The organism is Chryseobacterium viscerum, from assembly GCF_025949665.1.
In the GTDB taxonomy this organism is placed as follows: Bacteria; Bacteroidota; Bacteroidia; order Flavobacteriales; family Weeksellaceae; genus Chryseobacterium; species Chryseobacterium viscerum_A.
This window is the reverse complement of the sequence record NZ_JAPDFT010000001.1, coordinates 2,041,352-2,055,679: the sequence shown is the minus strand read 5'-3', so window position 1 is coordinate 2,055,679 and position 14,328 is coordinate 2,041,352. Positions and strand designations below refer to the sequence as shown.

Below are 14,328 nucleotides of genomic sequence, written 5' to 3'. Positions count from 1 at the left end.
ACAAAATTACGAATTTTTACTGGAAATTTTATGCATATCTTATTGTTAAAAATTATTATCATAAACGGAAAATTAAGAGAAAAAAATTGAAATATAGTCATTGGAAAATGGGGAAATGAAACTGATTTTGTGATTTATTCTTATTTTATTGCTTATTCTACAGTATTCTGTATAGTTTTAGAAATTATGTTAACTTTTTTTATGAAACTATTGTTTTGTATTTTAAAATTATTTAAAATTGTATCCTTAAATATGTAATAAGAAATGAGAAAATTATTCAGAGATCTGGTTACACATTTAATGAAGAAAAGATAGAATTACTCCCTCACAAAGATGCAGCGCTACGCTGCATCTTTTTTTATGATAACTATCATTTGCCTGTCTTAGTGAACTCTCTTACTTTTGGGATCTGTTATAAAAAACTACGGAAACGATTATGATCAAAAAGATAGGAAGTGCTTTTTTTCTGGGATCTTTACTTTGGGTAAATGCACAGGATAAGACAACAGATATTGAAAGCATTGAATTTCAGGGAAAATTTATCTCTACACCTTATAAAAGTGCTAACCAGAATATCAGCGTTATCAGCAGAGAAGATATTGTAAATTCTCCGGCTAAAAGTATAGACGAAATTCTTCAGCAGGTACCAGGAATGGATATCAGAAGGAGAGGAGCCAATGGGGTGCAGAGTGATATCGGTTTCAGGGGAAGCTCTTTTGAGCAGGTTCTTCTGCTTCTGAACGGAATCAGGATGAATGATTCCCAGACCGGACATAATAATATGAATATCCCGGTGGATCTTGATGACGTAGAAAAAATAGAAATCATAAAAGGGCCGGCTGCCAGACGTTTTGGACAGAATGCTTATGCCGGTGTTATCAATATTATTACCAAAGCGGTTCCTGGGAAAAAAGTGAAAATCAGTGCGGATGGAGGAGATTTCGGTACTTACGGCCTTGGATTCAATGCTCAGATAGGAAATGAAAAGTTTACTAACTCCCTTCAGGCTAATTCTGCTTCTTCAGAAGGGTATATGTTTAATACTGATTATGAGATCAGAAATGTCTTTTATCAGGGGAAACTGAATATTAAAAACGGAGATGTGAGAGTACAGGCCGGCTTTTCGGAAAAGAAATTCGGGGCTAATGGTTTTTATGCTTCCAGTGCAGCAACAAAACAGTATGAGGAAACGCAGGCTTCTATTGTAAGTGTGGCTCATCAGCAGACTTTTGGAAAGTTGAAACTTAATTCAAACGTATATTGGAGAAGAGGGCAGGATATGTACCTTTATGACAGATGGAATCCGGGTTTCTACCGAAACATGCACATTGGAAATAATGTAGGAGGCGAAGTGAATTCCAGCTACCAATGGGGATTGGGAACAACCGGAATTGGTGTAGAACTTAGAAAAGAATTTCTGGTAAGCAGTAATCTGGGCGACAGAAACCGTTTTGTATCTCAGGTTTTCTTTGAACATCATTTTTCATTACTGGATAAGAAACTTAACATCAGTCCGGGAATTTCCTGGGCCAACTATTCTAAAGAAGGGAATTTCTTTTATCCTGGTTTGGATGTCGGCTATAACTTTAATCCTAATAGTAAAATCTACGGAAATATTGCAAAAGTACACCGTATACCAACCTTTACCGAACTTTATTATGTAAGCGGAACGGAACAGGGAAATCCGAATTTACAGCCTGAAAATGCGCTTTCATCCGAGGTAGGATATCAATATCAGAATAACAGAATTTTAGCTAAAATAAGCGGATTTTTAAGGAATTCCAGCAATTCTATTGACTGGGTTAAAAATGACCTTAAAGACAAAGTATGGTTTGCAGAAAATGTAGGAGACATCAAAACCAAAGGAATCGAAGCAGAGTGGAGCCACAGGCCGGTAGACTGGCTGAAATATACTATTGGGTATACTTATATTGACAGTAAATATGAAGAAAAGAATGGTCTGGTTTCAAGATATATTCTGGATAATCTGAAGCACCAGTTGGTTTCCAAATTAGAGGTGAAATTCCTGAAAAACTTTACCAATGAGCTTGTTTACCGTTACAACGAAAGAGTAAATCTGGGAACCTATAATCTTGTTGATGAAAAGTTGAGTTTTGCTAAAAAAGACTACTCAGTGTATGTATTAATTAACAATATTACCAATACGAATTATACGGAAGCGTTTGGAGTGGCAATGCCGCAAAGGTGGTTCCACATTGGATTTTCTTACACAATTAATATTAAGTAGGTGTTAATTCAATATTAATGAAAGTTAATATTAACAAATTGTTAAAAAATATACATTTGCAAAAATTTTTTATGAAACGTCTTATAGGCCTAGGTTTACTACTTGGAATTTCTTTTTTTAAAGCTCAGGAACATATTTCCAGCTTCAATGCAGTGACTCTGACCTATAAGTTTCATCCGAAATTTTTCCTTTATGCAGAAGGGCAGATGCGTGGCAACGAAGATTATACCTATCCTGATTATTATGAGATAAAAGGGGGAATAGGGTATAATCTTACCAAAAACCACAAGCCTTTCGTAGGATTGGGAAGATATGTGAACTATAAAGAGCACAGCTTAAGCAGAGAGGAGTTCAGAGTATGGCTTCAGGATGTCATTGATATTAAAAAAGGCATCGTAAAGTTTGAAAACCGTTTTCGTGTTGAAAAAAGCTGGTTCTATGAGCCAAAAACAGATCTGACTTCCCAGAGAATGCGTTACAGATACCGTCTGAATGTAAGTGTTCCTTTAAATTCCAAAACCATTAAGAAAGGAACTGTCTTCGCTAATGCATATGACGAAATCTTCTTTGTAAGCCCGATGAAACCTAGTTTTGCCAGAAACAGAGTTTATGGTGGTTTTGGCTATCAGATTGATGATTACTTCGGAATCGTGAGCGGATATCTTTGGCAGCGTGAATTTGAAGCGAAAGGAAACAAAAATTTACATTTCGTCTATCTTGCGTTAAACATCAACATCGATGGAACGGATCATCACACAAAGACCTACGATTTCCCTGGTGCGGATTAATTCTTATTTAAACTTGACTGAAAGTTTAATAAATCCAGTTTAGAATTAAGATAGTGATCATTGAGTAATGCCCTATATTTTTCAATCAGCAAAGATACAGCACTTACTTCATGCTCAAGATATTGGTCTTTGTTGAAGTAAATATATTCAGAATCTACAAATTCCTGTAAAAGGGTTTTATCTTCATCGGTTAAGGCTTCCTTATAAGCTGAATTTTCAAGAAGTTCCCTGGTTTTTTGTTTAAAGGGTTCTTCTGCTTTTAATAGTTTAGCTCTATGTTTACGGATTTCGTCAAAGGGTAAAGTGACTGCCATGAACTGCAGATATACGGTGAACTCATTAAGGCTTTTCTGGAAATCATCAAATTCCTTATCTATGACTGCCAGGTTTTTATACTTGGCGAGCAGGTCTTTTTTCAGATCCTCATTAGAAATATGGTAATAATGCTGAAAGATAGCTTTGTCATTTTCCAGAAGCTCTTCTTGTACCTTTTTCAGTTCATTTTCCAGATCAGGAATAAGATTTCCTGCATCTTTTGCTTTGTATAGACTGCCATCAAATCTAAAGGTTTTTATTTCTTTAGGATAAGACACCAGGTATTGCAGAGTCTGTATATCACTCTCTATTCCGGATTTCTCGTAGACTAAAGATACTTTTTTATCACTGAAAAGATCGGAATCTTGATGAGGTGGAGAACTTGAAATTAAAGACTCAATATTTTCTACAATAGGATTATGTCTTTCGTAATATCCGTTAAAATCTGAGCTGAAAGTTTGATAGGTATTATTATCCAGATAGAGTTTTATAAAGCTTTCATCATCTATTACTTCTCCTACATTTTTTACACTGCGTAAAGTAAGAAATTTGGCGGTCATTATTTCGCAGATATTATCAAAACCACTGATGATTTCTTTTGCATATCTGTGGTCTGCAGCGGTATTTCTGGTTTTATTTGTTTTAATCCTTTCAATTCTTTTCAGGATATCGGGATGTGAAGTCCATTGATCTTCAATTTCTATTCTGGATTTATTATATCGGGTAAGATCTTCGGCATCTATTTTAGGAAGTCCGTTTACATAAGGATGATTATTTCTTTCACATAAAATTTTCATTAAAGAAATCTGGTTCTTATAAAGATCCTTTGGAAGATATTTTTGCTGGCTTTCAACATAAAAATTAAAAGAATAATTAAAAGCTGCATCACTCAATTCAAGCCTTAGTAAAGATGAAGCCTGCTCTTGAGGATTGGTAATAAAGGTTGAAATTGCATCAGCATGGTATTCCATTTCTCTCTGGAGAGATGCATGATTTTTGAAAAGAAAATTTGAAATACTTTTAAGAACAGATTGAAATGCATTGATGAAACTGACTGATATCAGACCAAAAATTTTAAAAACGGCATTGCCTCCCGAAAATTCCAATATAAAATTTTCATACTCTTTATTATTGTAAACCGTTTCAAAAATTATTTTTTCAGCCTGATTCACATAGCCACCCACCTTCATGCTTTTTTGAGAGAAATGTCCAAATTCATGGGCTAAAATAGTTCTTAATTCTCCTACACTGGTTGAATTGATAAGCCCAACCCCAATCGTCAGATTTTTCTTTACCGGTAAAAACATACTCCAGAAAACAGAGTTATAGCTTACACTGGCATTCACGTCGGGTGAAAGAAAAACTTTTTGTGGAGCTTTTACTTTGGTTTCAGCTACAATTTCATCAATAATGGCAAACAGCGCAGGCTGGTGGGATCTGTTGACTTCTATCAGGTGGCGGGTGCTGTAATGCGTCTTTTTAAAAATGAATTTAACAAGAAATATAAACACAAAAACTCCAACACTTAATAATCCTGCTGCACCAAAAACTGTGAAGTAGTTGAGAGAAACACTTAACAGCTTTATTGCCCCATATCCTAATAAGAATATCATCAGGAGAGATGCGAGTATAAGTATCAGATAAATCAGGAAAAAACCCGAAATAGATACAATAGCAGAGACCAGCTTGGATTGATAAGCTGATGAAATTTTAGGAAGGTTATTAGTCATGTGTTTTTTATTAATATTTCTCTATCAGATAACGATAGGCTTTCAGATATTTGTTGAATCTTTTAATATCCTTAGGCGTAAGTTCTCTGTTTACTCTTCTAAGGTCCATATTGTCACGAAGATCATTCAGTTTTACAGCAACAGAGAGCAAAGATCTTTCTGTTCTTTTAATGAAATCATCATAATCTTCTTCCGGATCAAATTTTGTAAGACAGCTGATAGCAAAAATGATATATTCAGGAAACCCTTCAGACCTTAAATAATCCAGACTGAATTCCTCCGGATGGTCTTCTACTACGTCATGCAGTACTCCAACGATTTTTTCGTCCAGTGTTTTACCATAATTCATTACACGCATTACGTGGGCTATGTAAGGGGCATGATATTTATCGGTTTGTCCTTTATGGGCTTTGTCGGCAATTTTGATTGCTCTATTCAGTAATTCTTCTTTTGTCATTTCTAATGAAAAATAGAGTACAAAAATAAAAAATGCCTTAAAAAAATAAGACATTTTTATCAAGATTATTTCAATTCAATTCAAAGATTTGTTTCATCCTCTACGTGAGCGTGTGGAGCATTGTTTTTTACAGATTCTATTCCGTTTTCCATGCCGTTGTCAGATTCATACATCTGGCTGGTTCCTATGATCTGTCCGTTTCCTGCCTTTAGATTGAAATAACATCTGCCGTCTTTGGCAGTATTTCTTTCAAATTTTGAATCTTCCTGTGAATAGGTCTTTACAGATCCTATTCCGTTTTCGCATGATGGTTTTGTGCTGTAGCCCTGGCTGGTTAAAATAACCTGTCCGTTTCCTGCTTTGAGGTTAAACTGAAAGTCTCCGTTTGTTCTTTTAGAGATAATAAATTTTCCCATGATAATAGTTTTTGTGATTATTTAGATGGTATTAGTTTTTTAGGATTCATCTGGATTTTGTTTGGGGTAATGGCGTTTAAAATTTTGTATTGCGAATAGTCCTTTTCGGGGTCTTGCAAAGCCAGATAGACCATAGTGTCACTAGGTTTTTTGATCAATATTTTATAAAGCCCTTTCTGATGATGAGTTGAAGTCAGTTCAAAATTTTTTAGCAAATCTTTATTCTGAATTTTTAAGGTATCTGCTTTATGAAAAGATATTAATTTATCTCTTTTTTGTGCCGTCAAAGCGGCCGATATAAGGAGTAAGGGAAATAATATAATTTTCATGTGTTATTTAATTTTAAATAAAAATAATATTTTTTTTTGAATAAAACCACTGAATCTCAGTAAATTCAATGGTAATAACAATAAGCACAGGTAAAAATAAAAGCGCCTCAAAAATTGAGACGCTAAATCAAATTTATGTTATTAAAGACTAATAAGCTCCTTTCTCGATATAGTGAGCCGCCACTTTTTCAGTTAAAGCTACTACATTCGGATGGTTGGTATACTTCGTGAATCTTCTTAATCCGGAAAGCATCATTCTCTGTTCATCTCCTTCAGCGAAAGAAATGATTCCTTCTTTAGCGGCTGTGATGATTTTCTCAACTGCTTTGTAAAGGTTCAATTGTGCCATAGCTGCTTCTACAGATTCAGGTGAGAAGTGTTTCTCAGCTCTTAATACTGCAGATTCTGCCATATAAATCTGGTTTAGGATTTCAGAAGCATTCAATAATAAGTGCTGTTGTTTCTCAATATCCATCATGAATTTCTGAAGTGCAGCTCCGGAAACCATCAGGAATACTTTCTTAAGATTGGCAATAATTGCTTTTTCCTCACTCATGAATTCTGAATAATCAGGAACTTCAAATGAAGGGATACCCATCAATTCTTTGCTGATTGCCATTGCAGGAGATAAAAGATCTAATTCACCTTTCATTGCTCGCTTGATAAGCATTCCTACAGCTAATAATCTGTTGATTTCATTGGTACCTTCATAGATTCTTGAAATTCTTGAATCTCTCCATGCAGCTTCCATAGGAGTATCTTCAGAGAACCCCATACCACCGTATACCTGAATTCCTTCATCTGCTGTATGCTGAGCAAGGTCAGAAACGAATACTTTAAGGATTGAACATTCTACAGCGAATTCTTCTACACCTTTCAATTCTGCTTCCTGGTGGCTTAATCCACTTGCTACTAATTCATCTATTTTATCCTGAACATTTTTAGCCGCTCTGTAAGAACCTGCCTCACTTACGAAAACTCCCGTTGCCATTTCAGCAAGTTTCTTTCTGATTGCTCCGAAAGTAGAAATAGAAACACCAAACTGTTTTCTTTCATTAGAGTACTGGATAGAGTGGTTTAAGATTCTTCTTTGTGCATCAAGACAAGCTGCAGCCAATTTGATACGGCCTACGTTCAATGCATTTAAAGCGATTTTGAAACCATTGTTTCTTTCTCCTAAAAGATTTTCCACAGGGATTTTCATATCATTGAAGAAAACCTGACGGGTAGAAGAAGCACGGATACCTAATTTGTGCTCTTCTTCTCCGAAAGTTAGACTTTCAGGGTTTTCAAGTTCAGATCTGTTGATGACGAAACCTGTGATATTTTTATCATCATCAATTTTAGCGAATAATGTAAATGTATCTGCAAATCCTGCATTAGAAATCCACATTTTCTGACCATTAATGATGTAATGTTTTCCGTCTTCGGAAAGTTTTGCTCTTGTTTTTCCTGAGTTGGCATCAGAACCGGCATCCGGCTCTGTCAGACAGTAAGCTCCAAACTTAGCTCCTGTTGCTAAATCCGGAAGGTATTTTTTCTTTTGCTCTTCAGTTCCGTAAAGAACGATAGGAAGAGTTCCGATTCCTGTATGTGCTCCATAAGCCGTTGCTAATGAACCCGTAGTTCCGGAAATATAATCGCAGGCAAGCATTGTGGTTACAAATCCCATTCCAAGACCTCCGTATTCTTCAGGAACAGCAATTCCCAACAATCCCATATCACCCAATTTACGCATTGTCTCTTCAGTAAATGCATAATCTTTCTTTTCAAAACGCTCTCTTTGAGGAACTACCTCTCTGTCTATGAATTCTTTTGCTGAATCACGAAGCATCTTTTGCTCTTCGTTCAGTTCTTCAATACTGAAAATTTCGTTTGCAGGAATTTGTTTGATTAGGAATTCCCCGCCTTTAAGTATATTGCTCATTTGTTATTATTTTAAATTTTAGATTATAAATTTTAAATTAGATTTTATTGTTATAAATTTTCAGATGATGTTTTAATGATTTTAGTCAAAATATTAATGATCATTTCAATGTCTTTTAAATATGAATTAATCTCAATTTGAACAAGATTTGAAGAATCATAAAGTTTCAGCCAATATCTTGTTTCTCTCGCTTCTTTATTTGCAATAGAAAGCTTTGATATAAAATCTTTTTTAGATTGAGCAGCTATAGCTTCTTCTACATTTGCTCCAATAGAAGTTCCAGAACGAAGAATTTGTTTTGATAAAATAAACTCGTTTTGAGATTTACACACAGTATAAAATTTAATTATTCTTAAGGCAAAATCAAAAGTTTTTATTTGGATCAAATTGTCTTCTTTGAAACCCATTACATCTAAAATTTATAATTTAAAATCTATAATTAATTAAAGTAGTTCAAAAATAGAAGCCGCTCCTTGCCCTGTTCCCACACACATGGAAACCATTCCGTATTTGTTGCCTCTTCTTCTCATTTCATCAAGAAGTTGAACCGTTAGCTTTGTTCCTGTACATCCCAGCGGGTGTCCAAGTGCAATGGCTCCTCCGTTTACGTTTAAGATATCAGGATTTAAACCTAATTCTTTTTTGATGGCAACAGATTGGGAGGCAAAAGCTTCATTAAGCTCGATCAGGTCGATATCTTTTAGTTCTAATCCTGCTTGTTTTAATGCCTTAGGAATAGCATAAATAGGTCCCATTCCCATGATTCTAGGTTCAAGTCCTGCAGCAGCATAAGCTACTAATCTAGCTTCAGGCTCCAGTGCTAATTCTTTGACCATTTCTTCACTCATTACCATTACAAAAGCTGCTCCGTCACTCATTTGGGAAGAGTTTCCGGCTGTTACGCTTCCTCCGTTGGCAAATACAGGTCTTAATTTTGCTAGGCCAGCTAAAGAAGTGTCTGCTCTTGGGCCTTCATCTATTGAAAAATCAAACTTTTTTGTCTGCAGTTTCTGATTTTCATCCAGGAAGTTATATTCTACAGGAATCGGAACAATCTGGTTGGCAAATTTTCCTTCCTGATTGGCTTTTAAAGCTTTCATATGAGATTCAAAAGCAAACTGATCCTGCTCTTCTCTCGTAATATTATATTGTTTTGCTACTTCTTCCGCAGTGTAACCCATTCCCCAGTAGTAATCCGGGTTTGTTTTTGCAATATCCGTTTCAGGAACCGGTTTGTAACCTCCCATTGGAATGTATGACATTGATTCTGTACCACCAGCGATGATACAATCTGCCATTCCAGCCTGAATTTTTGCAGAAGCAATAGCAATGGCCTCGCTTCCTGAAGCACAATATCTGTTGACGGTTACCCCCGGAACTTTATCCGTATTTAATCCCATTAAAGAGATCAAACGTGCAACGTTCAGCCCTTGTTCAGCTTCCGGCATTGCATTTCCTACGATAAGGTCATCAATTCTGTTTTTATCTAATTGTGGTAGCTCAGCCATTAATTTTTCAATAACGGTAGCCGCCATGACATCAGGTCTTGTAAATCTTAAACTTCCTTTTGGAGCTTTTCCAACGGCAGTTCTGAAACCCTTTACTATATATGCTGTTTTCATTTGTTTGTATTAATGTATTTACGTAAAATGTATTTATGATTTAAAATGCTTGAGTATTAAATTTTTGTTTCAATTTTGCCAACATATTTTGTATGTGTTTGATTTCAGAATAACTAATATTAAAATCATCATTTTTTAAGAATCCCAAATCATTAGCAATTAAGATTTGAGTTTCAAATTCAAATGAAGAGCCTAACGCAATATTCAGAAAATGTGAAAATTGAGCATCTGTATCCCGGCCTGCACCTTCAGCAATGTTAGAAGGAATTGAATATAAGCTTCTTCTTGACTGTGAAGTCAATCCGAACATTTCATCTTTTGGAAAATTACCTGAGGCTAAGTAAAATACTTTACAGAGTTTCATTGATTTCGTCCAAACTTCTAAGTCTCTAAAATTGTGCATCGTTAATACATTAATACTTTTTACATTTTACAAAAGATCTAATTTCTTAATGGTTTTCCGTTCTGTAACATGTACTGGATTCTTTCCAAAGTTTTTCTTTCTCCACAAAGCTGAAGGAAGGTTTCTCTTTCAAGATTCAATAGATACTGTTCTGTAACGACTGTTGGCTCAGATAGATTTCCGCCTACCATCACGTTGGCCAGTTTATCTGCAATTTTCTTATCATGTGCAGAGATAAAGTTTCCAGTTAACATTTGGTCTGTTCCTACGTAGAACATTCCTAAGGCATCTTTACCAAGAACTTTTACTTTCTGTTCGATTGGCTGGGTATAGCCCTGTTCTGCTAATAGTTTTGCCACTTTTTTAGCTTCAGCAATCTGTCTGTTTTTGCTTACGGAAACGATGTCTTTACCTTTTTCAAGGATTCCCATGTCATAAGCTTCATAAGCAGAAGTAGCTACTTTACCCATTGCGATATTCATGAACGCATCACGAAGTCTGTTATTTTTCACATCATCGTTGTGGAATTCTCTTGAAGTTCTTAAGGTTAATTCTTTAGTACCACCACCACCAGGAATTACACCAACTCCCGTTTCTACTAGTCCTATGTACGTTTCTGCTGCTGCAACCACTCGGTCTGCATGCATTGTCATTTCACATCCTCCACCTAGAGTCATTCCGTGAGGAGCAACTACTACAGGAATAGAGGAGTAGCGTACTCTCATCATTGATTTCTGGAAGTAAGCGATTGCCATATTCAAATCATCCCAATCCTGCTCGATAGCCATCATAAGGATCATAGCAAGGTTAGCCCCTACTGAGAAGTTAGCTCCCTGGTTTCCTACAACTAAACCGTCATATTCTTTTTCTGCTAAATCAATTGCTCTGTTTAATCCATCAAGAACTTCGCCTCCAAGAGAGTTCATTTTTGAACGGATCTCGAAGTTAATGATTCCGTCTCCTAAATCTTCAATAGCAGCACCGGAATTGCTCCAAAGCGTTTTGTTTTTTCTGATATTGTCTAAGATGATGAAAGCATCCTGACCAGGAATTTTGTTGTAGTCTCCTGAATTTTTATCAACGTAAATAGTTTGTCCTTCATCATTTACTTTATAGAAGGTTTCTACGTTTTTCACCCAGTCTGAAACTTCGTATCCTGCATCTTTTGCCAGTTCAATACCTTTTGCAACGCCTACAGCATCCCAGATTTCAAATGGTCCGTTTTCCCATCCGAAACCAGCTCTCATGGCATCGTCTATTTTATAAACTTCGTCAGAGATTTCAGGAACCTTATGAGAAACATAAGCGAATAGTGCTCCTAAAGACTTTCTGTACAATTCACCTGCTTTATCCTTACCTCCAATCAGCACTTTGAATCTGTCAATTGGTTTGTCTATAGCTTTTGTTAATTCTAAAGTAGGGAATGATGATTTTCCTTGAAGTTCATACTCTAAAGTGTCAAGATTTAATCCATGAATTTCAGATTTTCCTTCTGCGTTTTTCACTTTTTTGTAGAAACCTTGTTCTGTTTTTGAACCTAGCCATTTATTATCCATCATTTTCTGGATATAAGGTGGAAGGGCAAATACATCATTGAAATCATTGGCTTCAGCACCACTCTGGCGAACTCCATTGGCTACCATTACCAAAGTATCAAGGCCTACAACATCAGCTGTTCTGAAAGTAGCAGACTTTGGACGTCCGATTACAGGACCTGTTAATTTATCAACATCAGAAACGGTAAGTCCTAATTTCTGTACATTATGAAGAAGATCCATCATTGAGAATACACCAATTCTGTTGGCGATGAAAGCTGGAGTATCTTTTGCTAAAACGGTTGTTTTACCTAAGAATTTCGCCCCGTAGTTCATATAGAAATCTATAATTTCAGGAGCGGTATCGTTGGTAGGGATAATCTCTAAAAGAGGAAGGTATCTTACCGGGTTGAAGAAGTGAGTTCCTGCAAAGTATTTTTTGAAATCCTCGCTTCTGCCTTCTGTAAGGAAATGAATAGGAATACCGGATGTATTAGAAGAAATCAATGTTCCCGGTTTTCTGAACTGTTCAATCTTTTCATAGACAGACTTCTTGATATCAAGTCTTTCTACTACTACTTCAATAATCCAGTCTGTGTTTTTTATTTTCGGAAGATCATCATCGAAGTTTCCGATTTTAATTCTGTCTGCAAACTTTGGTGAATAAAGAAGTGCAGGACTTGCTTTTTTAAGTTTTTCAAAGTTTTCGGAAGCAATTCTGTTTCTTACTACCTTATCATCTTTGGTCAAACCTTTTTTCTGTTCAGCTTCAGTAAGTTCAAAAGGAACAATATCCAAGAGTGATACTTCAACACCGATGTTGGCGAAGTGAGCAGCGATACCGCTTCCCATAATTCCCGAACCAAGAACCGTTACATGTTTGATTCTTCTTTTCATATGTAAATTTTTATTTTTATAATATTACATGATACCCAAAGGTTTCATCATAATTTATTTTCTGTTGTTTAATAATTCGTTTGCTATTTTCATGATTTCGGTCATCACGTCTTTGAAGGCATCCAGCTTTTCCGGAGCTATTTTTTCCATCACCTTCTTGTTGAAGTTGACAACAACTTCTTTTGACATGTTTCTGGAGTTTAAACCTTTATCTGTAAGCTTAATAATAACCTCTCTTTTATCAGTGGTTGTCTTTTCTTTATAGATATATCCGTTATCTTCCAGAAGTTTGATGATTCTCGTTAAGGAAGTGGGTTCAATAGCCATCTTTGGACCAAGATTGGTACTTCGGGTTCCTTCTTTGGGATCAATTTTAAGAAGAGTAAGCGCTTGTACCGCTGTGGAATCATGTTCCTGAGCTAGTTCTGTGTACATTTTAGAAACAGCCAACCAGGTCTGTTTTAAAATTAAATCTACGTTTTCTATTTTTTCTTTATTATTATCCATCATTTTTGCGCCAATGGTTTTACCCAAATTTAGTAAATATTATGCATGCATAGTATTTATTAACGTTAAATTTTGTTAATAACCTGATAATAAATAGATTAAATTGTATGATTAGCATAATACTATGCATGCATAGTATATGGATTAATTAAGGAAAACCCAGTATTAATGAATGTTTGTAACTAAATTGATGATTTCTTCAAAAGATTCACATTGGTATATTAAGGAATCTTTAGTAATTACCCAAAAGTCGTTCTGAAACTCGAAATTTAGGCCAGACAGGTCTTTTTGGAAGTTTTTTTGAAGCAGAGAATACAGCATTTCCTTATGAAACTGCGGTGCAGAGATAAAAGGCGGAATAAAAGTCTCATTAATTTGAAATAATGATGCATTGGTGAGTTCATCATGCTGAAGTAAAATATCCTCAACAATCCCAGAATACAAATGGTTTTTCTTTACATACCATATTTTGTCTGCAAACTCTTTGGCCAGCCGCCAGTCATGAGAAGAAAACAGGATAAGTTTATTTTGTTCTTTAGCCAGTTTTCTTAAAGTTTTAAGAATAATTATTTTATTTTTCTCATCCAGATGGGTAGTTGGTTCATCCAGAATGATGATTGGAGAATTTTGGGTTATTGCACGTCCGATAAATGCCTTCTGAAGGTTTCCGTCCGACAGGTTTTTCAGAAGGGTATATCTATATTGGCTTAAATCCAGTTCTTCAATGATGTGGGCAACTTCTTCACGGTCTTCTTTTTTTAACTCAAAATAAAAAGGGTAGTAGATGTATTTTCCCAGAGAAATAAGATCTTCAACCGTATAATGCTGCGGAATGACGGACTTTGAAAAAACAATAGCAATATTCTCCGCAATTTCTTTTACAGAAAGACTTTTTACATTTTTTCCATTAATAGAAATTTCCCCATTCAGTAAAGGCAGCTGATGCAGAATAGATTTGATAAGTGTTGTTTTCCCTACACCATTATTGCCAATCAGCAGGCATACATCGCCAAGCTTCAAATCTGCATTGGCATTGGAGATTAATGTTGTGTTGTGGCCGATATTAGCTTGTTTGATCTGTAGGTGCATGCTTTTATTGATTATACGCGAAGGCGCAAATTGTTTTACAAAAATAATGTTTTAAGGTGCAAGGA

General features: G+C 35.5%; 13 protein-coding genes. 2 read left to right on the top strand and 11 right to left on the bottom strand.

The window, feature by feature from the left end:
- The first annotated feature begins 436 nt into the window (after window positions 1–436).
- Entirely contained in the window at window positions 437–2,248 is a 1,812-nt protein-coding gene (locus OL225_RS09390) for a TonB-dependent receptor plug domain-containing protein (protein ID WP_264518060.1), read from the top strand.
- A 71-nt stretch (window positions 2,249–2,319) separates the two neighbouring features.
- Window positions 2,320–3,036, top strand: coding sequence for a DUF2490 domain-containing protein (locus OL225_RS09385; RefSeq protein WP_047375163.1), 717 nt, complete (start codon window positions 2,320–2,322; stop codon window positions 3,034–3,036).
- On the opposite strand, the gene OL225_RS09380 is transcribed toward OL225_RS09385, so the two are convergent.
- The 11 genes from OL225_RS09380 to OL225_RS09330 form a co-directional block, all read right to left on the bottom strand.
- A complete protein-coding gene (locus OL225_RS09380; RefSeq protein WP_264518059.1) occupies window positions 3,033–5,081 on the bottom strand; it encodes a M48 family metallopeptidase in 2,049 nt (682 codons plus the stop codon). The genes OL225_RS09385 and OL225_RS09380 overlap by 4 nt on opposite strands.
- Window positions 5,082–5,091: 10 nt before the next feature.
- Window positions 5,092–5,538 (bottom strand): phosphohydrolase, encoded by a 447-nt coding sequence (locus tag OL225_RS09375; RefSeq protein WP_047375800.1) that lies wholly within the window; start codon window positions 5,536–5,538, stop codon window positions 5,092–5,094.
- An 80-nt stretch (window positions 5,539–5,618) separates the two neighbouring features.
- A complete protein-coding gene (locus OL225_RS09370; RefSeq protein WP_047375159.1) occupies window positions 5,619–5,954 on the bottom strand; it encodes a YegP family protein in 336 nt (111 codons plus the stop codon).
- A 17-nt stretch (window positions 5,955–5,971) separates the two neighbouring features.
- The gene (locus OL225_RS09365; protein ID WP_264518058.1) at window positions 5,972–6,283 is read right to left on the bottom strand and encodes a hypothetical protein; all 312 of its coding nucleotides are present in this window, start codon (window positions 6,281–6,283) and stop codon (window positions 5,972–5,974) included.
- 148 nt (window positions 6,284–6,431) lie between these two features.
- Window positions 6,432–8,210, bottom strand: coding sequence for an acyl-CoA dehydrogenase family protein (locus tag OL225_RS09360; protein ID WP_264518057.1), 1,779 nt, complete (start codon window positions 8,208–8,210; stop codon window positions 6,432–6,434).
- Window positions 8,211–8,260: 50 nt separating this feature from the next.
- Entirely contained in the window at window positions 8,261–8,617 is a 357-nt protein-coding gene (locus OL225_RS09355) for a four helix bundle protein (RefSeq protein ID WP_264518056.1), read from the bottom strand.
- Between the two features lie 36 nt (window positions 8,618–8,653).
- The gene (locus tag OL225_RS09350) at window positions 8,654–9,832 is read right to left on the bottom strand and encodes an acetyl-CoA C-acyltransferase (RefSeq protein WP_264518055.1); all 1,179 of its coding nucleotides are present in this window, start codon (window positions 9,830–9,832) and stop codon (window positions 8,654–8,656) included.
- A gap of 40 nt (window positions 9,833–9,872) precedes the next feature.
- Window positions 9,873–10,235, bottom strand: a complete 363-nt coding sequence (locus tag OL225_RS09345; protein WP_264518054.1) for a four helix bundle protein — start codon at window positions 10,233–10,235, stop codon at window positions 9,873–9,875.
- Between the two features lie 38 nt (window positions 10,236–10,273).
- Window positions 10,274–12,667 (bottom strand): 3-hydroxyacyl-CoA dehydrogenase/enoyl-CoA hydratase family protein, encoded by a 2,394-nt coding sequence (locus OL225_RS09340; protein WP_264518053.1) that lies wholly within the window; start codon window positions 12,665–12,667, stop codon window positions 10,274–10,276.
- Window positions 12,668–12,721: 54 nt separating this feature from the next.
- Window positions 12,722–13,174 carry a MarR family winged helix-turn-helix transcriptional regulator gene (locus OL225_RS09335; RefSeq protein WP_034694513.1) on the bottom strand — a complete coding sequence of 151 codons (453 nt, stop codon included), beginning with the start codon at window positions 13,172–13,174 and terminating at the stop codon, window positions 12,722–12,724.
- A 165-nt stretch (window positions 13,175–13,339) separates the two neighbouring features.
- Window positions 13,340–14,263: an ABC transporter ATP-binding protein gene (locus OL225_RS09330; RefSeq protein WP_047375148.1), complete on the bottom strand. Its 924-nt coding sequence runs from the start codon at window positions 14,261–14,263 to the stop codon at window positions 13,340–13,342.
- Window positions 14,264–14,328: the final 65 nt, after the last annotated feature.

What these genes read in the sequence shown, in the direction of transcription:
- OL225_RS09390 (WP_264518060.1), top strand. Translation starts at nt 437, where the DNA reads ATGATCAAAAAGATAGGAAGTGCTTTTTTTCTGGGATCTTTACTTTGG.
- OL225_RS09385 (WP_047375163.1), top strand. Translation starts at nt 2,320, where the DNA reads ATGAAACGTCTTATAGGCCTAGGTTTACTACTTGGAATTTCTTTTTTT.
- OL225_RS09380 (WP_264518059.1), bottom strand. Translation starts at nt 5,081, where the DNA reads ATGACTAATAACCTTCCTAAAATTTCATCAGCTTATCAATCCAAGCTG.
- OL225_RS09375 (WP_047375800.1), bottom strand. Translation starts at nt 5,538, where the DNA reads ATGACAAAAGAAGAATTACTGAATAGAGCAATCAAAATTGCCGACAAA.
- OL225_RS09370 (WP_047375159.1), bottom strand. Translation starts at nt 5,954, where the DNA reads ATGGGAAAATTTATTATCTCTAAAAGAACAAACGGAGACTTTCAGTTT.
- OL225_RS09365 (WP_264518058.1), bottom strand. Translation starts at nt 6,283, where the DNA reads ATGAAAATTATATTATTTCCCTTACTCCTTATATCGGCCGCTTTGACG.
- OL225_RS09360 (WP_264518057.1), bottom strand. Translation starts at nt 8,210, where the DNA reads ATGAGCAATATACTTAAAGGCGGGGAATTCCTAATCAAACAAATTCCT.
- OL225_RS09355 (WP_264518056.1), bottom strand. Translation starts at nt 8,617, where the DNA reads ATGGGTTTCAAAGAAGACAATTTGATCCAAATAAAAACTTTTGATTTT.
- OL225_RS09350 (WP_264518055.1), bottom strand. Translation starts at nt 9,832, where the DNA reads ATGAAAACAGCATATATAGTAAAGGGTTTCAGAACTGCCGTTGGAAAA.
- OL225_RS09345 (WP_264518054.1), bottom strand. Translation starts at nt 10,235, where the DNA reads ATGCACAATTTTAGAGACTTAGAAGTTTGGACGAAATCAATGAAACTC.
- OL225_RS09340 (WP_264518053.1), bottom strand. Translation starts at nt 12,667, where the DNA reads ATGAAAAGAAGAATCAAACATGTAACGGTTCTTGGTTCGGGAATTATG.
- OL225_RS09335 (WP_034694513.1), bottom strand. Translation starts at nt 13,174, where the DNA reads ATGGATAATAATAAAGAAAAAATAGAAAACGTAGATTTAATTTTAAAA.
- OL225_RS09330 (WP_047375148.1), bottom strand. Translation starts at nt 14,263, where the DNA reads ATGCACCTACAGATCAAACAAGCTAATATCGGCCACAACACAACATTA.